The 20,687-nt window shown below is 57.9% G+C and carries 20 protein-coding genes and 4 pseudogenes; 10 read left to right on the top strand and 14 right to left on the bottom strand.

Features of this window, described 5'->3' with window-relative positions; genetic code table 11:
- Window positions 1-117: 117 nt before the first annotated feature.
- A complete protein-coding gene (locus AC1DF8_RS27720; protein ID WP_183851292.1) occupies window positions 118-2,073 on the top strand; it encodes an AI-2E family transporter in 1,956 nt (651 codons plus the stop codon).
- Between the two features lie 199 nt (window positions 2,074-2,272).
- Here the strand turns inward: AC1DF8_RS27720 and AC1DF8_RS27715 are convergent.
- The 3 genes and pseudogenes from AC1DF8_RS27715 to AC1DF8_RS27705 form a co-directional block, all read right to left on the bottom strand.
- A pseudogene (locus AC1DF8_RS27715) lies at window positions 2,273-2,521 on the bottom strand (response regulator transcription factor); the annotation flags it as partial.
- A gap of 101 nt (window positions 2,522-2,622) precedes the next feature.
- Window positions 2,623-2,967 (bottom strand): annotated as a pseudogene (locus AC1DF8_RS27710) (response regulator transcription factor); the annotation flags it as partial.
- Window positions 2,968-3,340: 373 nt separating this feature from the next.
- On the bottom strand, window positions 3,341-4,249 hold the full coding sequence (locus AC1DF8_RS27705) for a hypothetical protein (protein WP_113115854.1): 909 nt from the start codon (window positions 4,247-4,249) through the stop codon (window positions 3,341-3,343).
- A gap of 587 nt (window positions 4,250-4,836) precedes the next feature.
- On the opposite strand from AC1DF8_RS27705, the gene AC1DF8_RS27700 reads away from it, so the two are divergent.
- The gene (locus tag AC1DF8_RS27700) at window positions 4,837-5,160 is read left to right on the top strand and encodes a hypothetical protein (RefSeq protein ID WP_478155811.1); all 324 of its coding nucleotides are present in this window, start codon (window positions 4,837-4,839) and stop codon (window positions 5,158-5,160) included.
- Between the two features lie 390 nt (window positions 5,161-5,550).
- Here the strand turns inward: AC1DF8_RS27700 and AC1DF8_RS27695 are convergent.
- Window positions 5,551-6,334 (bottom strand): annotated as a pseudogene (locus tag AC1DF8_RS27695) (transposase).
- A gap of 81 nt (window positions 6,335-6,415) precedes the next feature.
- Here AC1DF8_RS27695 and AC1DF8_RS27690 point away from each other — a divergent pair.
- The 4 genes and pseudogenes from AC1DF8_RS27690 (at window position 6,416) to AC1DF8_RS27675 (ending at window position 9,237) form a co-directional block, all read left to right on the top strand.
- Window positions 6,416-6,829, top strand: coding sequence for a nuclear transport factor 2 family protein (locus tag AC1DF8_RS27690; protein ID WP_478155810.1), 414 nt, complete (start codon window positions 6,416-6,418; stop codon window positions 6,827-6,829).
- 98 nt (window positions 6,830-6,927) lie between these two features.
- Window positions 6,928-7,989: an aldo/keto reductase gene (locus tag AC1DF8_RS27685; protein ID WP_478155809.1), complete on the top strand. Its 1,062-nt coding sequence runs from the start codon at window positions 6,928-6,930 to the stop codon at window positions 7,987-7,989.
- Window positions 7,990-8,042: 53 nt separating this feature from the next.
- Window positions 8,043-8,778 (top strand): annotated as a pseudogene (locus AC1DF8_RS27680) (SDR family NAD(P)-dependent oxidoreductase).
- A gap of 45 nt (window positions 8,779-8,823) precedes the next feature.
- Window positions 8,824-9,237 carry a nuclear transport factor 2 family protein gene (locus tag AC1DF8_RS27675; RefSeq protein ID WP_478155808.1) on the top strand — a complete coding sequence of 138 codons (414 nt, stop codon included), beginning with the start codon at window positions 8,824-8,826 and terminating at the stop codon, window positions 9,235-9,237.
- Between the two features lie 38 nt (window positions 9,238-9,275).
- Here AC1DF8_RS27675 and AC1DF8_RS27670 read toward each other — a convergent pair whose 3' ends face one another.
- Window positions 9,276-10,172 (bottom strand): LysR family transcriptional regulator, encoded by an 897-nt coding sequence (locus tag AC1DF8_RS27670; protein ID WP_113207479.1) that lies wholly within the window; start codon window positions 10,170-10,172, stop codon window positions 9,276-9,278.
- A gap of 100 nt (window positions 10,173-10,272) precedes the next feature.
- Window positions 10,273-10,683 (bottom strand): DUF1330 domain-containing protein, encoded by a 411-nt coding sequence (locus tag AC1DF8_RS27665; protein ID WP_478155807.1) that lies wholly within the window; start codon window positions 10,681-10,683, stop codon window positions 10,273-10,275.
- Between the two features lie 71 nt (window positions 10,684-10,754).
- Here AC1DF8_RS27665 and AC1DF8_RS27660 point away from each other — a divergent pair, with 71 nt between their 5' ends.
- Complete coding sequence (locus AC1DF8_RS27660) at window positions 10,755-11,315, top strand: TetR/AcrR family transcriptional regulator (protein WP_478155806.1); 561 nt, start codon at window positions 10,755-10,757, stop codon at window positions 11,313-11,315.
- A 573-nt stretch (window positions 11,316-11,888) separates the two neighbouring features.
- Window positions 11,889-12,209, top strand: coding sequence for a hypothetical protein (locus tag AC1DF8_RS27655; RefSeq protein WP_478155805.1), 321 nt, complete (start codon window positions 11,889-11,891; stop codon window positions 12,207-12,209).
- Between the two features lie 603 nt (window positions 12,210-12,812).
- Here the strand turns inward: AC1DF8_RS27655 and AC1DF8_RS27650 are convergent.
- Window positions 12,813-13,958 (bottom strand): helix-turn-helix transcriptional regulator, encoded by a 1,146-nt coding sequence (locus tag AC1DF8_RS27650; protein ID WP_478155804.1) that lies wholly within the window; start codon window positions 13,956-13,958, stop codon window positions 12,813-12,815.
- Between the two features lie 196 nt (window positions 13,959-14,154).
- Between AC1DF8_RS27650 and AC1DF8_RS27645 the strand changes: the two genes are divergently transcribed.
- Complete coding sequence (locus tag AC1DF8_RS27645) at window positions 14,155-14,754, top strand: LysE family translocator (RefSeq protein ID WP_478155803.1); 600 nt, start codon at window positions 14,155-14,157, stop codon at window positions 14,752-14,754.
- A gap of 288 nt (window positions 14,755-15,042) precedes the next feature.
- On the opposite strand, the gene AC1DF8_RS27640 is transcribed toward AC1DF8_RS27645, so the two are convergent.
- The 4 genes from AC1DF8_RS27640 to AC1DF8_RS27625 form a co-directional block, all read right to left on the bottom strand.
- The gene (locus tag AC1DF8_RS27640; RefSeq protein WP_478155802.1) at window positions 15,043-15,540 is read right to left on the bottom strand and encodes a GNAT family N-acetyltransferase; all 498 of its coding nucleotides are present in this window, start codon (window positions 15,538-15,540) and stop codon (window positions 15,043-15,045) included.
- Window positions 15,537-15,833: a type II toxin-antitoxin system TacA family antitoxin gene (locus tag AC1DF8_RS27635; RefSeq protein WP_478155801.1), complete on the bottom strand. Its 297-nt coding sequence runs from the start codon at window positions 15,831-15,833 to the stop codon at window positions 15,537-15,539. The genes AC1DF8_RS27640 and AC1DF8_RS27635 overlap by 4 nt, the downstream gene beginning before the upstream one ends.
- A gap of 1,155 nt (window positions 15,834-16,988) precedes the next feature.
- The gene (locus AC1DF8_RS27630; RefSeq protein ID WP_246715783.1) at window positions 16,989-17,189 is read right to left on the bottom strand and encodes a helix-turn-helix domain-containing protein; all 201 of its coding nucleotides are present in this window, start codon (window positions 17,187-17,189) and stop codon (window positions 16,989-16,991) included.
- A 193-nt stretch (window positions 17,190-17,382) separates the two neighbouring features.
- Window positions 17,383-17,646 carry a cyclic nucleotide-binding domain-containing protein gene (locus AC1DF8_RS27625; RefSeq protein WP_478155800.1) on the bottom strand — a complete coding sequence of 88 codons (264 nt, stop codon included), beginning with the start codon at window positions 17,644-17,646 and terminating at the stop codon, window positions 17,383-17,385.
- Between the two features lie 321 nt (window positions 17,647-17,967).
- Here AC1DF8_RS27625 and AC1DF8_RS27620 point away from each other — a divergent pair, with 321 nt between their 5' ends.
- The gene (locus AC1DF8_RS27620; RefSeq protein ID WP_246715764.1) at window positions 17,968-18,423 is read left to right on the top strand and encodes a DUF2934 domain-containing protein; all 456 of its coding nucleotides are present in this window, start codon (window positions 17,968-17,970) and stop codon (window positions 18,421-18,423) included.
- A 343-nt stretch (window positions 18,424-18,766) separates the two neighbouring features.
- Here AC1DF8_RS27620 and AC1DF8_RS27615 read toward each other — a convergent pair whose 3' ends face one another.
- From AC1DF8_RS27615 to AC1DF8_RS27605, 3 genes are all read right to left on the bottom strand, one after another.
- Window positions 18,767-18,961 (bottom strand): hypothetical protein, encoded by a 195-nt coding sequence (locus AC1DF8_RS27615; RefSeq protein ID WP_018114734.1) that lies wholly within the window; start codon window positions 18,959-18,961, stop codon window positions 18,767-18,769.
- A gap of 490 nt (window positions 18,962-19,451) precedes the next feature.
- Window positions 19,452-19,811: a Rap1a/Tai family immunity protein gene (locus AC1DF8_RS27610; RefSeq protein WP_478155799.1), complete on the bottom strand. Its 360-nt coding sequence runs from the start codon at window positions 19,809-19,811 to the stop codon at window positions 19,452-19,454.
- A gap of 145 nt (window positions 19,812-19,956) precedes the next feature.
- A partial coding sequence (locus tag AC1DF8_RS27605; RefSeq protein WP_478155798.1) for a phosphatidylglycerol lysyltransferase domain-containing protein occupies window positions 19,957-20,687 on the bottom strand: 731 nt, incomplete at its 5' end.

Genomic DNA, 20,687 nt, shown 5'->3' with positions numbered 1-20,687 from the left:
GGTGAACGCAGAGACTTCAAGGCCAGCCTGCGGTATAACTGATTGTTCCCGTGCCCGCTTTGAGCTTGGGTCCATTTCGGGCACTTGGGTGTTCTTCGCAATGCTTGGAGGTGGCTGATGAGCGGAACAGAATTTTTAAAGGCGGCGACGTCCGCGGCACCCCATGGACTTCCGGATGGCGAGCTTCGCAACCGGCTCTCCGGACGCACGATACTGATCCTGATCGGCGTGGCCGTTATTCTTCGGCTGGGCCAAGAGATATTCGTACCGCTCGCGCTGTCTCTGCTCCTGACGTTTACACTCGCGCCGATCGTATCCTTCCTTCGCAAGCGTTCTGTGCCGAAGATCCCCGCCGTTCTGCTGGCCGTTGCGTCGGCATTCTGCGCGATTACCGTATTCAGCGTCGTCGTGGCAACGCAGGTTACCAATCTTGCCGAGAACATTCCGACATATCAGCGAAACATTGTCGATAAGGTGCATTCACTGGCGCAGGCAGGTGCGGGAAACGGCGTGTTCGAGCACCTTAGCAAAGCCGTCGAACGCGTGGGCGCCGAAATACAGACCCGTGCCGTCGAAAGCCAGGATCCGAAAGTTGAGGCGCCGACCATCCGAACGCCGATGCCTGTCGAGATCGTGACGCGCTCCGATCCAATCCAGACGCTGGGCAACTTTCTGCTGCCCCTTATTAGTCCGTTCGCAACCGCTGGTCTGGTTATGGTACTTGTAATCTTCATGCTTCTCGAGCGGGAAGAGCTGCGCGACCGGTTCATCCGGCTGGTCGGCCTGGGCGACCTCCACCGAACCACAGCAGCGCTGCAGGATGCCGGCGCGCGGGTCGGAAAATATCTGCTGATGCAATTGGTGGTGAACACGCTGTACGCCGTGCCTATTACCATCGGTCTCTGGGCCCTCGGCATCCCGAACGCAATCCTATGGGGACTGCTGAGCCTGGTTTTGCGGTTTGTGCCCTACATTGGCGCAATCATCGGGATGATGTTGCCGCTGTTTCTCGCGCTCGCGATCGCACCGGGATGGTCACTGGTGGTCTGGGTTGGCACCCTCTATCTGGTTACCGAGTTGGTCAGCAACAACGTGCTGGAGCCATGGCTCTATGGGACGCATACGGGATTGTCGCCATTGGCAATTATCATCTCGGCGATCTTTTGGTCCTGGCTCTGGGGTCCGCTTGGCCTTATGCTATCGACCCCTTTGACGGTCTGCCTCGTCGTGCTGGGAAGACATGTTCCGCAGTTCGAATTCCTTGACGTCCTGCTCGGCAACGAGCCGGTGCTGGAGCCTCACGAAAAGCTTTATCAACGACTCCTGGCCGGGGATCCTAACGAAGCTTCTGACAATGCCGAAGAGTTCCTCAAAGAGGAATATCTCGTCGAGTACTACGACAAGGTAGGTATGCCGGCGCTTCTACTGGCCGAACTCGATCGTCAGCGCGGCGTGATGTCGGAGAGGCAGATTGAGATGGTCGCGTCGAGCTCGCTGTCCTTGGTTGGGAACCTGTCCGATATAGCGGATGACGAGGAGAATGAGGATGAAACTGCGCCGGAGGAACCGTCACCGGCAGACGCCGAATTGGAGCTTCCTGACGGCGAGGGCCACTCCCTTCTGTGCATCGGCGGACGCGGTGGTCTGGACGACGCTGCCGCTGCCATGCTCTCGCAGATATTAGAAGTCCAGGGCGCCGCAGCGACGCGATCGTTTTATGCCGAGCATGCTGCTCGTGGATCCCTGGCACTTCCCGTCGACGGGGTCGACACGGCGATCGTCACGTATCTTAACGGCAATTCGAAGTCCCGTGCCCGCCAGATGATCCGCCGCCTCAAGCGCCTGAAGCCTGCGCTTCGTGTCGGTGTTCTCATTCCGACAGCAAACGGCCAGGACTTTGCTCAGATCGATCCGAAGGAGATAGATGCAGACTTCGTGGCAATCACGATAACGCAGGCTGCTCGTTCTGGCCTAACCTCTTCGGCCGCTGTAAGCCTCAAGACCGTAGTGCGAAAGATCGCCCGACGGAGGTCGCCTTCCATCGGAGGGACGGAAACGACGATTTCGGGGTAGTTAGGCTGGGCAAATATTGCTTGCTCTTGACGCGATGTGAACCGACGGCCGACCCGTACTGTGTTCTCTTTCAATGCTACCCGTGGGAGTGGGCTCCAAACCCGACCGGCGCTGCTGGTTCGCTCGAAACTGGTTGCCCCAGTCGCGAACCCACGATCCGAGCGCCTTCTTGACTGCATCGATGAGTGCGGATCCCACGAGTGATGAAGATCATCGGCAGCTTCGCTCCAGCCCCTTTCAGCTTGCGCAGTTCGATGCCGGACATGCCTCCGAGATCGATATCCAGCACGAGACAGTCGATCGGCGTTTTCACGTCGTGACGGAGAAAAGCTTCCGCCGATGCATATTCGACAGCCGCAAATCCGTAGGCATTGAGGAGCCGACCCACGCTTCGACGTAGGCTCGTATCATCATCGACTACGGCGACAGTGCGGCGCAGCTTTCCCACCTCATGCGCTCATGCGTGACATTGCGCTACATACGCGGGTTTACGTCACTCTAGGCGTGCCGGCGGTCGGTTGATATTGCCCTTAGGGGAAGAGCGTCCGATCACCCTGTGGTCGCGGTACGACCGATGTCGGCGGCGATCAATAAGACCTCCGCAAGCAATTTTGCGGCGATCTTCTCCATGACCTGGTGGCCACGGACGATAAGCCCAAAGACTTCGGCTTCAGGCGCGCTCAGACTCGCAATCAAGCCACTCACTTTCTGCAGACGGTCGTGCTCGGCCCGTCGTCTCTCATATTGCGCTAGCGCTCGCTCGATCGCCTCCATCAGCACCGCCGCCGAGCTGGTCTTTTCCAAGAAGTCCTGTGCACCTGCTTTCCTTGCGTCGACGCCAGCCTTTATTTCACCTGGGCCCGTAAGAAACACGACCGGGATTAGAGGTGCAAGCGCGGCTTCCGGAACGGCTCAAAGATCCAGCCGGTAGCCAATATGCAAGCGTCCGGTCTTCTGAGCCTTCAAAAGATCCTGCGCTGCTTCACGGAGTGAAATCGGGTCAGCGACTACTCAATGTGGAGCGGGCCGTGGTGCTGGCGTCCACTCGACGCCAGCATCGTTGGCTCCCGCGCGTTCATTCGTTGGTCTGGTGGAACATTCGGGGCGTCAATCCATTGTCGGTTGGGCTTGTTTTCCCTGTACGGGCCTAGAGGCTCATCGCCCACCCCGCGATGGGCCCTTTCCCGCGCTCGCTACCAACCATCCGCGTGATGATGGGGCAGTGGGCTAACATCCTGCCGGTCTGAAAACAACGCGCTTTTGACGCTCACTCCTTACCGATGCCAAGCGGACGCGCAACGGACTTGGCGATTTTCTCCGCGATGTCCGATTGGATTGCAAACGATGGCTTCCTGTCCAGCTCGTCGTCATAATTTTCAGCCCAAACGACAGCGCCATCCGAACGCCTCACCAACCGGGTCGCCAACCTTAGTCGCCGTCCCTCCAGTAGCACCGCCCCTTGGAGCAGATAGAGGCTATCGTTCGAACTCGAGGTACGACCGGCCTTTACGACAAGCTTCTTGATTGGCACCAGCTTGCTCACAACCTCATATGTAAAACTCAGAGATATGCCTACCGTGTCTGAGTCCGGGGACATAGGCTCAAATGGTTCGACGGCGATCGATTGCATGGTCGTTGTGATCGCTGAGCTCGGACTGTCCATCAGAACCAGACCGTGGACGAGCACAAAGCTTCCGATGGTCACGGCACCCACGACCCATTGCCAAGGCTCCAAGCCGGCTTTGCGTATCGGATCCTCAGGCAAGGCCAGAGGCTTTGTTGGTGCAGATATTGCCTGTCCCTTCGGCATCGTTCTCATCCGAAAGGTTGGAACGTATGCCCCTTTGGGAACGGTTATGACAATGTCGTCTTCCGAACCCTGGAGCAGGTAGTATCGCTCCAACTCGCGGCGGATGCGACTTGCTTCGATCCGGACACAAGGGTCGGCCTGTGCATCGAAGGATGCATCCCGACCGAACACAAGTTGAGCGATAGTCACCGCTTTGATGTATCCCTGCCTGCCATCCAGAGTTTCATCGACGACGAATTGCAGAAATTTACGTCCACGCTGCGGCAGTTCGAGGTTCTGACTGCTCAACATGCGTGTGAGTTGATCCCTGACCTGCTCTGGAGAAGGCTCACTAAGTTGGAGGGCGTTCGTGAATGCAGCTGTCATCGGCCCGGTCACCGTCCGTTGAAGTGAAACGCACGCTCTCACGCGCAGTCGAAAGTCATTTGTTTCTAGCATACGCTCAATTAGTGCCATTGGGCCAATAAATGAGAATATTTTCGGTCAGGTAGTCGTCACCAGTCGACCGGCCAATAGTTGAAGAGGCGATGGGGTGCGCCTAGTCGTTAACCGATCCAAGATCTTTTCCTTCCGAAGGTGCTGGAAAAACTTCGCTCGTTCCTTAAATCTCCACCATGCAGAACGCCCTCAACTTTCAGCACGAAAGGGGTGCCTCTCCCTGACCGGGAGGCGCCCTTTTCAATGGGCTATTAAGACATACACAGATCTCGTGCCCGATCTGACGGTGGCAAAGCTGATTGCGCCCACTGAAACGCCCGGCGCGGTCGCAACAGAGGCGGTCGGCTTCGGATGTCATCCCTCTGTCACTTGTCAGTGCCGGCCCTCCTCCCAACCTGGATATCCAACAGATAGGCGAAGACTAACGGCGGCGCGATGGCGCTGTTCCTGGCACTGCCGCGCTACCCCAACCTATGAAGCCGTCCATGAAACCGGATTGACGCTGCAAGGCTTTATTGCTTTCCTCGACCCCGCCAGAAACGGCCGCCGCCGCACTCGCTGCGCTCCGTGCATCCGGCGTGGCTGTCAAAATTCTGACCGGGGATAACGATCTGGTGACGCGCGAGACCTGCCGGGATGTGGGTCTCGATATTTCCGGTCTCTTACTCGGGCACGATCTGGAAGCAATGAGTGACATGGAAATTGGGGACGCAGTAGAGAAAGCGAACGCCTTCGCCAAGGTGTCGTCCTGCCAGAAGGCCCGCATCGTCGCTGCTCGGCAGGCCAGAGATCACGTTGTCGGCTTCATGGGCGATGAAATCACGTTGGTCCGGCATTGAAGACCGCCGATGTCGCAATATCCGTGGACACGGCGGTCGATATCGCCAAGGAATCCGCAGATATTATCCTGCTCTAAAAAAACCTGGCCATCTTGAACGATGTCATCGAGGGCCGACGCGTCTTTCGGCAACATCGTCAAATACATTAAGATGGGCGCAAGCTCGAACTTCGGCAACATGTTCAGCGTTCTCGGCGCGTCGATCTTCCTGCGTCCCCGAAAATGGGAAATCGGCAATACATGCGCTTTATGCTGTTCATCGGGCCGATCAGCTCGATCTTCGATTATTCGACTTATTTCACCATGCCGTTTGTCGTCGATGCCTGGACAAATGCGTCGCTATTTCAAACGGGTGGTTCGTGGAACCAATCCTGACCCAGACGCTAATCATTCATGTCATCCGCACCCCTCGAAAGCCGTTTATCGAGAGCTGGGCCAGCCCGCCGTTGATCATTTCCACGATCATCATCTGTGCGATCGCCATTGCCCTGCCGTCTTCCGTGTTGACGCCGATGGCGATGATCACCGCGGTGGAGACGATGCGTCCGCCGCGCGGGACCTTGAGATAGGTGGCATCGATCCAAAGGTATGGCCCCTCGCCTTCGATGGGCCGGGAGAGAAAGGCCTTCACCTTGTCGGATTTCCTCGCACAGCCTGGAGACCTGGCTTTTGGAGATGCCGCTCATACCCATCGCCCTGACCAGATCGTCCACCGAGAGGGTCGAAACACCCTGGATATAGGCTTCCTGGATCACCGCGGTCAGCGCCTTCTCGGCCATGCGGCGCGGCTCCAGAAAGCTAGGGAAGGAACTGCCAGTGCGCCGCTTTGGAATTCGCAGTTCAACGGTACCAGCTCGGGTCTCCCAATTGCGGTCGCGATAGCCGTTACGCTGTGCAAGTCGAAAGTCATTTTTTCCCCGTAGGCCGCTCCAGTCTTTGCGCCGACCTCCAGCTCCATCAGCTTCTCGGCTGCAAAGCCAATCATCTCGCGTAGCAAATCCGCATCGCGATACCTCAGACCAAAACGATTTCTGCAAAGCGAAGCACGCGAACCGATCGATGGCACTGAGCTTGATGAGGTGGATGGCTCCCTCTTCTGGCGATTCCTCCCAAGCCTCCGATGTCTGTGCGCTTGCACCCTCCCAGTTTTCCAAATTTGAAAAACGGTTAAGCATTTTTTGCCGTTTTTTTCGAAATTTGAGCGCCTAAGTCAGGTCGTGTGATGTCATGACGAATGGCTCGGAAGGAGATAGGCCATGGATAGAAAGCACCACGAGGACGTCGCTAAGGACTTTCTGGATGCGCTTGCACGATGCGATACCGACACGATGTCGAAGCTCAGCACCGAGGATATGACCTGGTGGATCATGCCCGGAAATAAGTTTTCGGGCTTGCACGCTAAGGGGTCATATCTCAAAAACTTGCCCAAGCTTTTACAAAACGCCTCCGGCCCACTCAGGCTGGAGTATCACGAAATCACCGGCGAGAGCGATCGCTTGGCGATCGTCGCCGAGGGCGATCTGCCGATGAAGGATGGCCGGCACTACCGGAACCATTATCATTTCCTGCTGCGCTTCCGGGACGGGAAGATCGCAAGCGGCAAGGAATTCAAGGACTCGCTGCGCATCAACGAGATATTCGGCGCGCCCGACAGAAGTGACGCAGCCTGATCGCGCCGAGCGCTAGGCAGCTTACACCCCATCAATCACAACTGACGCGGAGCGGACCTTCCTGTCCGAACGGATTGACGCGTCTAAAGGAGCGTAAAATGAAGTACAAGCCACTCGGCAATACCGGTCTTCTGGTTTCGCAGCTTTGCCTGGGAACGATGACTTTTAGCGACGGCACCGGCATCTACGAACATATCGGCGATGTCGGCCAGAGCGGCGCCGACGAACTGGTCAAGGCCAGCATCGACGCTGGGATCAACTTTTTCGATACTGCCGACGTCTATTCAGCTGGTGCCAGCGAGCGCACGCTCGGCCAGTCCTTCAAGAATCTCGGGATACCCAGAAACGAGATGGTCCTGGCCACCAAGGTCTATAGCCGCATGGGACCAGGCCGGAACGATGTCGGCGCGTCGCGCGGGCACATCATGGATGCCGTGGACGCCAGCCTCAACCGGCTTCAGACCGATCACATCGATCTCTATCAGGTCCACGCCACGGATATCCTGACGCCGGTGGAGGAAACGCTGCGGGCACTGGACGATCTGGTACGCCAGGGCAAGGTCCGCTATCTCGGCGTGTCCAACTGGCAAGCCTGGCGCATTGCGACCGCGCTGGGTGTTTCCGCCCGCCTCAATCTGGAGCGTTTCACAACGCTGCAGGCCTATTACTCGGTCGCCGGACGAGATTTGGAGCGCGAATTGCGGCCGCTTCTCGAAGCCGAGAAAATGGGCCTTCTCGTCTGGAGCCCGCTTGCCGGCGGCCTTCTGTCGGGCAAGTTCAGCCGGGAAAACCAGTCGCCCGAAGGTTCGCGCCGCTCCTCTTTCGATTTCCCTATTGTCGACAAGGAGCGCGCCTGGAATGTGATCGACGTGCTGAAGCCGATTGCTGAAGCCCATGGCTGCAGCCCAGCCCGCATCGCGCTTGCCTGGCTTCTTTCCAAGCCTGTCGTCACCTCCATCATCGTCGGCGCGAAGCGGCTGAGCCAACTCGAGGATAATATCGCCGCAGTGGATATCACCCTCACCGAGGACGAAAGCGCCAAGCTCGACGCCGTTAGCGAGTTGCCGCCGGAATATCCGGGCTGGATGCTGGCCACGCAGGGTGCGGACCGCATGGGCGCCGTCGATCTTTGGGCCGACAAGACGTCGCAAACGTCCTGATCGATGCGCGGGAGCGTCCGAATAGCGACAACCAAACCAAGAGGATAAGGATCATGACAGATCGATTGAAAGGGAAGGTCGCTGTCATTACCGGCGCTTCCAAGGGCCTCGGCGCAGCAATCGCGAGGGGCCTTGCCGTCGAGGGAGCCTCGGTGGTGGTCAACTATGCGGCCAGCAAGGATGCGGCCGACCATGTGGTGGCGGATATCGAGGCGAAGAGCGGCCAAGCCATTGCCGTCAAGGCAGACATGAGCAATCCGGCACAGGTGGAGGCGCTCTTCGCCGAAGCGAACCGCGCTTATGGCCGCGTCGACGTGCTCGTCAACAATGCTGGCGTCTATGACTTCCAGCCGCTCGAAAACCTCTCCATCGAGCTCTTCCGCTGGCATATGGAGTTGAACGTCTTCGGCTATGGAGGCCGTGAAATACATGCCGGAGGGCGGCAGCATTGTGAACATGTCCTCGACGGTAACGATTTTCGGCCCGGAAAACGCTTCCGTCTACACAGCCAGCAAGGGCGCGATCGACGGATTGACGCGGGCGCTGTCCAACGAACTCGCGCCCCGCAATATCCGCGTCAATGCGATCAAGCCCGGCGTTGTCGATACAGAAGGCGTCCAGGCCGGTGGCTTCCTTAAGACGGACTTCGGCCCCGCAGTGACGGCCAGAACGCCGCTCAAACGACTGGGCACGGCCGACGACGTGACGCCGGCGGCAATTTTCCTCGCCTCTGACGAATCCAGCTGGACGACCGGCGAATTCTTCGTCTTTGCCGGCGGCCACCGCTAAGTTGAAGCAAAATAATGCGCCGCGACGCGGCCCGGAGATTTCAAGATGACAGATATACAGGAGAGGACGGCCGCACAGGTCGTCCAGCATTATCTCGATACGTTCTTCCGCAAGGATGTGGACAAGACGCTCAACTGCCTTACCGACGACGTGGTTTGGAAAGTGCAGGGCGCTTCCGACGTTCCCACGATCGGCATCCGCCATGGGAAGGATGCGGTGCGGGCCTGGATGGCGGTCTTTCCCGATCATTTCGAGCCTCTCGATTTTTATGTCGAGCGGATCTTCGAAAATGGCGATACGGTCGTCGTCACGGGCCATTTCCGCCATCGCATTCTCACCGAGGGCAAGACCTTCGCGAGCGACTTTGCGGCGATCTGCTCCGTGCGCGATGGGAAGGTCAGCAGCTATAACTTTATCGAGGATTCCTACGGGCTCTGGAAAGCATTTCAGCCCGACTGATGCAGACGATCCGGGCACGCCGCCGTCGTGGCCGGCTCTCAGCCGTCGGGGGGGCGCCTGGAAAGGTCGAGATTGGTGCGCATTACCCGATCGGCCAGAAAATCCCCGACCGCTCTCACGCGCGCCGAGGCCACAAGATCGGCATGGGTGACCAGCCAGACCTTGTTGCTGAACATCCGCTCCGACGGAATGACGGGAACGAGATCGTCTCCAACTGCTAGGAAATCGGGAATCACGGCCAGGCCCAAACCGGCCCGCACGGCTACGATTTGCGACGGCAGGCTGCTGGTGACGAGGGCGATCTTGCAACCGGGATGCTCCCGCTTCAGCCAGGCTGCGGCCGGCATAAAGGCATGGCTGTCGTCCCAGGTGATGAAACGCCGGCCGCCTAGCGGTTCTCCCTCGACATAGGGATGGCGGTCGAGATAGGCCCGGCTGCCATAGACCGAATAGGTCATGCGTCCGACACTCCTGATCGTCAGATTGCCGCGGGTCGGTCGAACAACGCGTAGCGCGATATCGGCCTCGCGCCGACCAAGTTCGGCGGCAACCGTGCTGGTGATGATCTCGAGACAGATGCCGGGATAGCGCTCGCAGAAGGCAGGGAGTGCCGGGATGATCAGATCGGTCGCCAGATTTTCCGATGTCGCAAGCCGCACGACGCCCTGCGGATCCTTGTCGAGGCCGACCGCGCCGCGCTCTAGGGCCAGGATGCTATCTTCGACCTGCTCGGCATGGCGCAGCACCTCCCGCCCCTCATCCGTCAGGAAATAACCGGTCTGATGGCGCTGAAACAGCGCCACGCCGAGATCGTCCTCCAGTTCGACAATGCGTCGGCTAACCGTGGATTGGCTGACCTTGAGTTCCGACGCGGCCTGGGTGAGGCTCGCGGTGCGGGCAACAGTCAGAAAATAACGAAGGTCGTTCCAATCCATGTGCAGCCTTTCATGTCGTGGCGCCCGTCCGGAATCGCATATCGTCGATAAGCCGTACGCACCAATAGCTCCGAAATCGCCGCTAGGACCAGCCCGCAATTCACGAACGGGTCGCGATGAACCGCCATGCCGCAATGGCTGCCACACGATGGGGCGCGGCTTGGCGCGCGTAATCCTCGGTTTCAGTGATCCGGCGCAGATCCGAAAGGCTGCGATAGCGCACGATGACGATGTCGTCCCAGCTTTCCTGTTCGAGCGGCACAAGGGTCAGGAGCTGGCTGCCCGCATGAACCAGCTCATATTCGATCCCAAGCCTCGCCGCGATCTGGCCGAATGCGCCGGCGTAACCTTCGTAGTAGGCGGCACGCGCGGAGGACTTCCTATCCGCAAAGCCGTCCGGGTAGAGCGGGCTCTTCCTGGAGGTCAGGAGGTTCACCATGACCACGGGGCCACCCCCCAGCCGCTCCACCGCCTCGTTCAAAAGATGCTCGGGCAACTCGACATCCTGCATACTTTACCTCCTGACATTTTCCGTCATTTTGTCATCAGTTGACAATTTTTGTCTAAATGTCAAGGTAAGGCATGGACGCCAGAGCTGAAAAAGAAGACCATATCGTCGGGGCTGCAGAGTATGTTTTCGTGCGTTACGGTTTCGCTCGCACAACCATGGGCGATATCGCTAAGGCGGCCGGGATGTCCCGCCCGTCTCTTTACCTCCAGTTTAGGGACAAGGAAGCGATCTTCAGCCGCGTCATCGAAAACATGGACGCGCAGGCGCTGACTAAGATCAGGACGGCTACGGCGAAGATTTGCCCGCTCGACGAAAAGCTGCTTCACGCCTGCACGAGCTGGGGCATGCATGGCGTCGAACTCGCGGCCGCGTTTCCAGATGCGGCCGATCTCTTCGATTTGCAATTTCCCGCCGTCCGCCAAGTCTATCGAAACTTCCAGGCTCTGGTCGTAGAGATCCTCCAGGCGAGCGTGGAGAGCTGGCCGATACCCGCTTCGCCCGAGGATTATGCTCTGACGCTCACCTATGGCATGCGGGGCTTGCGCTACGCCGCCCAGGATGTTGAGGATATGCGGCGCCTTATCGCGATTCATGTAGCGATCTATAGCAAGTCGTTGGCAGCCCAGCCTTAGTCGAGTTCTCGTGCAAAAAGCACTGCAAGAGCCGCCACAGCTTCATTTTCTGGTCAACGGCGCAGTCATTGGGACCGCACCCATGAACGCGGATCTGGTACTCTCCGACCGCAGGCTATGCATGAAGTCAACGTTCGCACTCCTGTTCTCTTTGCGCGGGCAGCAATTTCAAATCTATCGTCCGACGTCCGGATCATCTCTCTCGGCCCTGGCGGAGCGTGATGTTGACTATCAGAGAAGTCTCACCTCGCTTGGACGCTTTGGCGAACCCCGGGGAAATCGCCAACGCAGTCGCTTTCCTGGCTGGTCCTGATAAACGGCGCAGTTCTTAGCGTAGACGCCGGCTTCAAGCCTAACGGCCCTTTTTCGGAGGTCGGCCTTTGCTGATGTCCGTCGCTCTCCATCGCGCGTCGACTGGCGCCAGATAGGATCCACCGGGCCTCGGCGCACTTCCAACACTGAGCACGGCCGGAAGAAGAGACCTCGTCTGCGAACGCGTTCGTCGGCAAAACGACCAGCCCTGAGCAAGCCGTCGATGCGATGTTCAGAGGCAAAACCAAGGGAATCAACACGATGATCGTTACGGGCAACGCCAGAGTCCCCCTGCACTTGCAGTCGACTTCCCGCGTGCCGGGGCAGGACACTGTCCGGGAAGCACAGCAGGGGAAAGCAGGTGGAAATCCCCCGTCTGTTTCACTTGATCCTCGATATGGCTCGAAACTCGCGGACGCGCTGTGGTTGATGGAGAGCAACGGCGTTGTGCTGGACCAAAAGCCTAATCGCACCGCTCTTAGCAAAGACGAAGAGCCCGACGCAGCTGATGAATTCCTGAAGGTGTCCAACATGACGCCAGCTGAACGTATCCGCTATTTCTTCCGAAAGAACGCGAGCTAACCGAAGACAAGCTAGCTGCGATGGGCCTGAAGGATCGAGAGGCAATCGAGCAGCGGATCAAAGACCTTATTCTTAATCAACTCGGTTTGGAAAACGAAGACGGTAAGCCTGGCGATGCCCCTCAGCCCGCACCAGAAGGGGATCCCGTACCTCTGGACGCGACCCCGTAAAGGCCATAGCTCCTTCGCAGATAGTTCATCGCAGCAACACTTCGATCACTGCTCGAGGACGGCGGCGACCGGGCTGCGCCATCCTGTAGGCGAAGCGTCACCTGGAAATGTTCCGCACTGCCCGGGTGTTGGTGGAGGCGCCCTACGTTACTGTTTACGAGCAAAGCCCGACACCGAGGATGGGCCTGTTCATACAACCGAGATCGTCCGAGTGGTGGATGGACGGCGCAATCTTTCCGCTTTGTTTTAAATCATTGAGACCAGGAGCAAGGTCCGGAACCAGAAAGACGCTAATGGGGGCGGTGCGCCGGTAGAGAATCTGGCAGCTGCTTATCAGCTCGGTTCGCCACCACAATCGCCATTGTAGTTTGTCGGCAGCTTCGCAGCGTCTCTGATACAAAAAAGCGTGAAGCCGCCTTGTTCGCCGTTCGGATTAAGGGCGGGCGGCCATGACGAGGCGGATGAGGCCCGCGCGGCGGCTGACACCCATCTTCGCGAAGATCGCAGATAGATGCTTCTTGATGGTGTTCGGAGAAACTCCCAGCGCGCTCGCCATCTCCGCGACGGTGTGAATGTCCAGCGCGGCCTGAAGGACACGCGTCTCGGAGGGCGTCAGGCCATAAAGGATCGCACAGGCCTCAATTCCGGATTTCGGCACGGTCTCCGCGCGGCGCACGAACAATGCTGCGCGCGCCGACCGACCGACCCGCTCGAAGGTGGCTTGCGTTTGCGAACGCGGCGCCAGTTGCATCAAAGAGGCGATCCATTCGTCGCCCTGACTGTCGATCAACTTGATCAGTGCAGGACGATCTTGAAGTAGTTGCTCCGGCTGGCCGCCGTCGCCCGACAATCCCTCGCGGAGCAGGCGATGGGCGTTTGGGTCGGAGAGCGTTAAGCCGAACGCGTCGTCGCGGACGATGTCGCCCCTGGTTAGAAGAGATTGCGCATTCTCGTTGGTCCAGGTCACTCGGCCGCCCGGATCGAGAATGAACACACCGGCCTCCACCCGGTTCAATGCCGCTTCCAGCGAGAGAATACGCTTTTCCTGTCTGCCAAATTCGCGGCGGATTATAGCGGAGCGTTGCAGATGCGGCGCCAGCCTCTTCAGCCTCACCCGCAAGGTCTCGTCGACGAGGCCGTAGCCATCGCCAGTAATGACCGTGAAAGCCGCGGCGCTGGCCTCGTAGCGTTGAATGTTGAAGATAGCGGCGTCCAGAAACCCTTGCGGGGCTGCCCATTCACGAAAGAAACGGCTGGCTTGAAACTCTTCCGAGGGAACGAGATCGCGGCTCGAAAACACGTCTCCGGGTTTAATAAAGATCGACGCCGGGTAGGTGGGATTGAGGGTGACGAATTTCTCTCGATACAAGCGGAGGAACTCTGGCGCGATCCCCCAGGAATAGACAGTCTCGCCGACGCCATTGGTCGCATCACGCCAATAGATGCGAGAAGCGGTGCCACCAGTATAGTTACAGATCTTCTGTAGCGTTTCCGGCCAAATCGTCTCATCTAGGATAGTATCGTAGATCAGTCCGATGATCTCCGACAGCCCGTCCAGCTCCGATGTTGAGGGTTTCATACAAACGTTCCGACGTGTGACCGACGCTGATCTTGCCTCGATACGATAACGTGGCGCCAAAATTTTAACAAGCACTACTCGTTCAGGTGATGCGGAGCCGGAGTCAGGATGTTCTTCTTCCGATGTTGACGTGTCGACCGTCAAAACAAGAATGCCAAAGAGGGTGTTTTTTTAGGGAACACCGAGAGGGGTGGGCGTGGATCATTTTATCTCAAGCTACGTCTTCGGGCTGTCGATCGCTATGCCGTTTGGACCGGTCAGCATGATGTGTCTGGAGCAGAGTCTCGTGCGAGGGGTGGGACCTGGGTTGGCAAGTGGTGCAGGCGCAGCAACGACCCATGGCCTCTATGCGACCTTGGCGGTATTCGGCGCTCATGTCTCGGCCGCACCCTTCGCCGGCTTTCAAACGCAATCTCATTTTTTCTCAGGGATGGTTTTTGTGTTGCTCGGTGTATGGACGCTATTCCGACATCCTAGGACCCGGGACAACAAGACACCCACCAAAGGGGGACTTAGACCATTTTTCGCCGGGGCGGGGTTGGCACTGGCGAACCCTATGACGCTGCTGCCCTATCTCGCCTTCGCCGGCTCCCTCGCGCTGACCGATCGGATCGGCGGCCTCTTCCACATCCTGATCGTCTGCGGTGTGGGCCTCGGCACGCTCTCCTGGTACTGGACGATGAGCGGATCAGCGTGGCTCTTGCGCCAGCGCCTCCCGAGCCAGCTTCTCACGCACCTCCACCTTATAGCAGGGCCGGCCTTAATCGCGATGGGCATTATGACGGCATTGCGGTAGCTCTCTTGTCGTTCGATGCGTAGCATCGTGATGCCCCGCTTCAGCTTTACTTCGAGAAGTGGCGGGCTACTAAGAGTCTATCGCCACTGAATTCTTCGACGTGCTCTCGCCTCCGCGGCCGCGCCAGCTGACCGACCTCAAGGCGCGCAGAGGTCATTGATGCGCTTTAGAGGTCTTGAAGGGATTAGGATTAGCGGCCCTCATTCAATGTCGGGACCTTCTGCCAAAAATTCATCGAGTTAGAGGCGAGATGGAATGCATTCAACCGAAACTTTTGATGAGTTCCGCCTAAGGGTTCAGCGCGTTGTTGAGGTCATGCAATCCGACCATCAGCATCATGGGGTCGGAAGGAGAAGGCAGGAAGCCGACGGCCTCATAGAAGGCTCGTGCGTCATCTGAAATCGCATGAACGAGCATACCTCGGATGCCGAGTACGTCAGCGGCATTGAGCAGGCGCAGGCCCGCGTCGCGGACCAATGCCCTGCCGATACCACGCCCCTGGTAGGATTCATCAATTGCGAGGCGACCAAGCACGGCGACCGGAATTGGATCAGGCATGTTGCGCCGAAACCGGCCAGGCGCTTCCGGCTGCTTCACGGCGCCGGAGGCGAGTGCGTAATAGGCGATGATGCGGCTCTCGTCGCACACGACGAAGGTCCGCGATGCACCGCTTGCTTGATTAGAACGAGCGCGGCGTCTCAACCAGTCGTCCAGTTCGGCGACGCCGGAATTGAATTCAGCCAGCTCATGATGTTCGGCCAGGGGTGCCGGTGCGCTGAGGGTCACGCCTCATCCCACGGTGCTTTGGTCGACATGGTGCGTGCTAAACGTTCATTGGGCTGCGGGGGTGCATCGAGCCGGGCAAGGTATTCAGCATAGATTTCGGGGCTTACCGCGAAGATACTGCGGTCGAGCAGCACTTCCTCGGCTCGGCGCTCGGACGCTTCCAACATGAAATCCGTACGCGTCTTGCCAAGCAACTCAGCGGCGCGATCGATCAAGTTACGGGTCGCAGGCTTGATGCGCATATTCAGCGGCACGCTTGCGTCCGAGCTTTTGCTCGTGTGTGAGGTCGGCATGGCAAACTCCTGTTTGCATCTATATAGTGTAACGACAATATCTTTACAAGGTCCGTAAAGGCATTGTCGTTACACACGTGCGCATTCCTAGTTCGCGGCATTTAGCTCATCTAGCTCCGCATGACCTGCAGAGGATCATTGCGGCTCGTCGTGAGCATTACACGTTGTCTTTAGGCTCTCACGCAGATAGGTCTCGCGAACATGGAATGGGTTGGCAAAGACGGACACGGGCCAACTTCACCGTTGTAGTCACCCCATTGATCAGAACAATCTCGCTCAGTCGACTTGTAGGCTTCACCTGCTCGAAACGTGCCATCGCAGGTGGCGCTCAGAAATGATATGAATTCGAATGAGGCTGACGGCGGCGCGGCGGTCACATTGATGCTTTCGCTGATCGCTTTTCTGTACGAGCTGATCATAGCGGGCCACAGCATGCTCGTGCAGATAAAGCTGGATCGCCGCAGAAGCATCGACTAGACCTCGTAGCGGGGTCAATCGGCTCGCCGCCTTTCCAGTTCCTGGCTGATCTCCTGCTCCATCTCACCACAGACGGTCTCGTACTCTTCAACGAGATGATGGCGATTGAAATCGCGACGAAAAGCTTCGAGTGCAAGACAGGCCCATCATAAGCCTGGAAAAGATCGAGCAACGTCTCGGGGCATGCAGTGCTGAGCGCTGCCAACTGATGTCGCCTCGCGGGCAGCTTCAGCATCAGGCGACGCAGACCCGAATGTGCCGTCGCCCGACTACTTTCGAATTCGTCCTCGCCCATTTCGCCTGTCCCCCGAAGAGAGGTTAGCACCGCCAGACCTGAAAAGGAGTATATTACGGTAGTCTCTCTACCTAAGGAGGTGGTCCGCGTGCAGGAACTCCGCGGCCTTCACGGTTTGGAGGCCTCCCGACGATCTCAAAGGAGCGGTCGACGCCGTTCCCCGCAACCCGTTTGCGACGAGAAGGACGGCAAGCAAAAGGAGAACGCCAAGACCGAGAGCCGACCACGACGATATCCCGCTGCGCCTGAAAGCCCGCGGTGTTTCACGCCCTTGGTAAGGAGATCGTTGCGTCTCTCCGTCTGGTAGCTTCGTCTCGTTCATGTCGCCTACCCCGATCTTCGCGATTACAGATTATCTGTGTGGTGGGGTCGAGATTTCCACCTTACTCGGCGAATTCTTGAAGCCGCCTTGAGGACAAGATTCTTATCTTTCTATGGGTGTGCCCTTCGAGGCTGATCGCTCCCGAGGCCGTGAGAGTGGTGAACGATCTCGCCACGGCTTCAATTGTCAGTGCGAGGTAGTCGGCCACGTCCCTCCGACACATGAACAGTTCGAACTCCGAAGCTCCAAGCCGCTGGGCCATTTCAACAATGAACGCCGCAACCCGCGCCACAGCGCTCTGTCCGCGCCACAGCGCTCTGTTGTAGCATCGCGAGTTGCCGATTGTGGGCTGTCGCCAAGTCTTTGAAAGCCAAAGCGAGGAGATCGACTGGCAGGCAGGCCGCGTTGGCAGTGGAGTACCGTATGATGTTCGCGTCGCAAATTGCCTCGGCGAATCACGATCTCCTGCTTCCTCCCTCGATCCCGAACCAGTCACCGCAAGAACAGAGGGACAAGATGTATCGCTTTCCGTCCGGCAGGTATCGAAAGACCCTTACGGCTCCGCTTTCGACACGGTAGACGTTGTTCGCGGTCTGCCCTTCGCTGTAAACTCTGTCGTCGGCCGTGTGAAACTGGGGCTTCCCCGCCACCGTACGCTCGACCGCTTTCTGGTTATTCCGCTCAACGATTGGACGGTTTACAAAGGTTGCTATATTCATCGTGAGACTCCCTGGAGGAGGAGGCTACCAGTCGAGGTACACCGCGCCAACGTGATGGCGAAGACGAGAGCGCGAAATCTAGCGGATTTGATCAGATTGGTCACAGGGTTGAAGACGGAGGCATATCAAGGCGACAATGGCTGGCCTACCAGCAGACAAGCGGTCTCTCTTGCTAGTAGCTACCCTTAGAGGGTATCCCATATTTCCCGAAGCAAGACGGATGATCGTCATCGTAAATGCTGATTTTCCGTAACGCGAAAAGGTTATTTTCCTATTCCACCGCGGGACTGAGGCTGGGTAGGGATAAGCTAGTCGGGGCGATTGCCGGTTGAAATTGCGCCACGAATCTCGGCTATATACCCAGCAGGCGTCGGCGCTTTGCAACAAATCCCGATGCTTTTACGGCGCTCCGAGGCATTCTCGTCGAGCGCCATTTTTCCGCAATCATTCGTCTATGCCTTCGACCCTGCTATCTTTGATGTTCCGGAGTTTGACCGCGAGGCTGCGACATTCTCACTGGAACTTGCGCATTTAAAGGACGACCGAGAGCAAGCACAGCGCGAACGAGCCTACAAAATTTGGCGAACAGAAGGCCGCCAGGGAGGTCGGCATCTCGATCATTGGGTTCGCGCAGACGAGGACGGTGAGGCCGTTGAGACGGAAGCCGCTGAGTTGACTGATGCAAACCAGGCCGCCGATCGTGAATTCAATGTTAAGGGTGACGAAGCCCCGTCACCAATGAATAATAAGCCGCCTTCCGTGGCGAGCGCTGACTGACAAGTAAAGAAAAGCAGGCGAGCTAGTCGTTTGGTTCGCTCCCAGTATAGGCCGTGCCAAGGGATGGTTTCGCACGACGCTCGTATTCACGCTCGTCCAAACTTGGCGTCGGCACGTCAACGGCCGCTCCGGCGACTCTCTCGCACACCCCCACTCATAAGATTTCGGGATTGAAGTATCCTCTCTGCTGGGTAGCTTGGCAGCAAAAGGGGGCCGAAAGGCCGGAATGGGATGGCCTCACGGGGGTGGGCCATCACATTTCGTCTCTACGCCACGTTCTATCCGCACCGAAGCGGAAGCGCTTGCCGCGCGAGAGCGGTTTCAATTCATAAGACGCAGAGCGCTAAACTGGCTTATCCGGAATCGGTTGACTGTCGGGCTCCTCATCTGGTTCGACATTCGAGGCACCCGCCCACTCATTGATTTGACCCTGCGAGAAAAACGGGCCGATCGGTTCATCGTCCTCATGTTGCAGATAATATGAGCCATGCACCAGGATGACTTTCCAGACCTTGTCGTTGCGCTTAACCGTCCGCATGCTTTACCTTAGATCGCCGCTCCTCTCGGTCATGTAGTTATTCCAGGGTCGGTTTTCACTGTTTGCCTGGCTGGCTCGTCCTGAGTGAAAATCTATATTTTAAACAAGATCGGACCGGCCATAGTGTTCGCCGCGACCACAGCTCAAACTTGGTCGGTCACGTTCCACGTACTGTCATAGAAGGTGACAGCCTGTAGCCAACGAGGTTCGCTACGCCACACTGATGCATGTGCTCTCGGCCGCCAGCTCAATAAATTAAAATCGGAACGGAGCTGAACCCTGACGGTAACAGCAAGCTCCAGCCAGAGCTCTTGAGTAGACTCGAACCGCCGACTAGGTCATTTCTCTCGTCCATCCACGGAACAAAAAGGCCATTTCGGCGCGGCTGCTATATAAAGGTAGTTGGAACGGAGCATGAGCGCGCCGACCAACTGTTACCCTGCTGACGTGGAAAGCAAGCAGCGAAACTGCTTACCACTGAACTCACCCATCATTGCCGACACGGAAATGCCTTGCTCAAAGCATCGATCAACGATTCATCGGAGCTTTGCGAAAGCGCGTCTTGGTGGTCATTGAGGTATTGGCAATAGGCTGTTGATAATTGGCTAGCTGTCAGATCACGGCTTAAGCAGAACCCTGGCGCGTCATGGACCTTGGGGCCGTCTGCACCGGTCGGGTTGTCAGCCGACCATTTGTCTGCCCATCCGGTAACGTAGCCTGTCACAAAGCTTGGCGTTCGCTGACAAGCATCGTGTAGATCACGACCCGTCCAGTAACTTGCTGATGCAGTTGCCGTCGATGCAAGGACTCCTGCTGCTGCCAAATAAAACCTCATGTGATCCTTTCCCATTGCCTGTTTTCCTCTCGCAAAGTCAGATCTTACAGCGACGTCCGACGTGTGCCGTCGTCTCTCGCAACAACGAGCTGGCTCGGCAGCTCCCAGCAGATGAGCCGGCCGCCGGCTGCTCTTCCCACGCGAACTTCGCCGGCTTCGATTATTTCCTGACGACTCCCTTCAGTCCGCCCCCGATGAGAAAGGTCACATCCATCAAAGCTATCATTGGGTTGCCCGCGCCTGAAACCGCAAGATAGCGCGGTTGCCAGTGCGGGTGGAACTTCGATTTGAAGGCACGAAGGCCTTTAAAATTGTAGAAGCGCTCGCCGTGCTCGAAGACGGTGCGGCCGATGCGGTCCCAGACAGGGGCCGTTTCGCGTTTCGACATGCCTGAAAGCGGCGCCATGCCGAGGTTGAAGTGCTTGTAGCCCTCCGCTCTCAGGTATTCCATGATCTGCACGAAGAGGAAGTCCATGGCGCCTTTCGGCGCATCGGGCGAGAAGCGCATCAGGTCGATCGTGGCTTCGGACTTGGTTCCGGTGACAAGGATATTGGCAAAGGCAACAATTCGGCCGTCCTTCCTCAACACCCCGATTGGCTGCGAATTGACGTAATCGGGCTTGAAAGCGCCGAGCGAGAAGCCCTTCTCCCGGGTATTATGGTCTTGTAGCCAGGCGTTCGAAACCGCGGACAAGTCGTCGAAAACGGACGTTACCCCTTCCGCCGAGATGACTTCGAAACTCAGCCCGTCGCGCTGGGCGCGGCTTGCGGTCTGGCGCAGGTTCGCCCATTTGCCGCCCTTCATTTCGAAGGTGCGCAGATCAGCGACCGCCAGTTCACCCAGCTTGAAGGCGCGCAAGCCGGCATCGGCGCAATGCGAAAGCAGCGCCG

The sequence above is a fragment of the Rhizobium sp. 05N49 genome (genome assembly GCF_056396805.1).
Note: the sequence above shows the minus strand (reverse complement) of the source record. Positions and strands in the feature narration are given on the sequence as shown.

Coding starts and splice junctions, on each gene's coding strand:
- AC1DF8_RS27625 (WP_478155800.1), bottom strand. CDS start 17,646: ATGAATATAGCAACCTTTGTAAACCGTCCAATCGTTGAGCGGAATAAC.
- AC1DF8_RS27675 (WP_478155808.1), top strand. CDS start 8,824: ATGACAGATATACAGGAGAGGACGGCCGCACAGGTCGTCCAGCATTAT.
- AC1DF8_RS27685 (WP_478155809.1), top strand. CDS start 6,928: ATGAAGTACAAGCCACTCGGCAATACCGGTCTTCTGGTTTCGCAGCTT.
- AC1DF8_RS27655 (WP_478155805.1), top strand. CDS start 11,889: ATGATCGTTACGGGCAACGCCAGAGTCCCCCTGCACTTGCAGTCGACT.
- AC1DF8_RS27650 (WP_478155804.1), bottom strand. CDS start 13,958: ATGAAACCCTCAACATCGGAGCTGGACGGGCTGTCGGAGATCATCGGA.
- AC1DF8_RS27630 (WP_246715783.1), bottom strand. CDS start 17,189: ATGGCCCAGCGGCTTGGAGCTTCGGAGTTCGAACTGTTCATGTGTCGG.
- AC1DF8_RS27720 (WP_183851292.1), top strand. CDS start 118: ATGAGCGGAACAGAATTTTTAAAGGCGGCGACGTCCGCGGCACCCCAT.
- AC1DF8_RS27615 (WP_018114734.1), bottom strand. CDS start 18,961: ATGCGGACGGTTAAGCGCAACGACAAGGTCTGGAAAGTCATCCTGGTG.
- AC1DF8_RS27660 (WP_478155806.1), top strand. CDS start 10,755: ATGGACGCCAGAGCTGAAAAAGAAGACCATATCGTCGGGGCTGCAGAG.
- AC1DF8_RS27670 (WP_113207479.1), bottom strand. CDS start 10,172: ATGGATTGGAACGACCTTCGTTATTTTCTGACTGTTGCCCGCACCGCG.
- AC1DF8_RS27635 (WP_478155801.1), bottom strand. CDS start 15,833: ATGCCGACCTCACACACGAGCAAAAGCTCGGACGCAAGCGTGCCGCTG.
- AC1DF8_RS27610 (WP_478155799.1), bottom strand. CDS start 19,811: ATGGGAAAGGATCACATGAGGTTTTATTTGGCAGCAGCAGGAGTCCTT.
- AC1DF8_RS27665 (WP_478155807.1), bottom strand. CDS start 10,683: ATGCAGGATGTCGAGTTGCCCGAGCATCTTTTGAACGAGGCGGTGGAG.
- AC1DF8_RS27705 (WP_113115854.1), bottom strand. CDS start 4,249: ATGACAGCTGCATTCACGAACGCCCTCCAACTTAGTGAGCCTTCTCCA.
- AC1DF8_RS27690 (WP_478155810.1), top strand. CDS start 6,416: ATGGATAGAAAGCACCACGAGGACGTCGCTAAGGACTTTCTGGATGCG.